Raw genomic sequence first — 558 nt, 5'->3', positions numbered from 1 at the left:
TATGTATTTTAGCCAGGAACAGGTTAAATCATTCCTATATAACTCAAAAATTGAAACCTTATTCTCATGTCATGCTTATATTCATTATTATCGTTATATAAAAAGGCAACCATAATGTTTAGCAAATTGGCACAAAGTAGCATAAAGGCTATGTTTTAATTACAGGATGTTCAGTCATTTGAATGTATAACATTATAGCTAAACAAATCTAAAACGAAGTCAATAATTTATTGCTTTCACAAAATCTCATTTTGTTTAACATCCATTGAGATTCCTTGCTTTAAATTTTATTTTATATAAGCCATCATTTTAATTAATTTATTTTTTTGAGGGGGGGGTAATATACTCATATGCAAAATCAAGAAATAAACATCCTAATGAACCATATTAAATACCGTGGGATAAGACATAACAAATGAAGTGGATAGTAATTGACACGGTAATTCAACCTACATGTGGTATATCTTTTTCAGCCATATGGGGTAATATGAAAATGATCATCTGGTATCAATCTACTATATTTCTCCCTCCTGGCAGTATATTTACACCGGTTAAGTC

General features: G+C 29.6%; 2 protein-coding genes. Both read left to right on the top strand.

What is annotated here, in order from left to right:
- Positions 1-114: 114 nt before the first annotated feature.
- On the top strand, positions 115-159 hold the full coding sequence (locus BTA35_RS18310; protein WP_120795380.1) for a protein YmgK: 45 nt from the start codon (positions 115-117) through the stop codon (positions 157-159).
- Between the two features lie 256 nt (positions 160-415).
- A partial coding sequence (locus tag BTA35_RS19020; protein ID WP_500690215.1) for a hypothetical protein occupies positions 416-558 on the top strand: 143 nt, incomplete at its 3' end.

The sequence above is a fragment of the Oceanospirillum linum genome (assembly GCF_001995095.2).
GTDB classification, from domain to species: Bacteria; Pseudomonadota; Gammaproteobacteria; order Pseudomonadales; family Halomonadaceae; genus Oceanospirillum; species Oceanospirillum linum.
The sequence above is the reverse complement of the archived record's forward strand: the minus strand, read 5'-3'. Positions and strand labels throughout refer to the sequence as shown.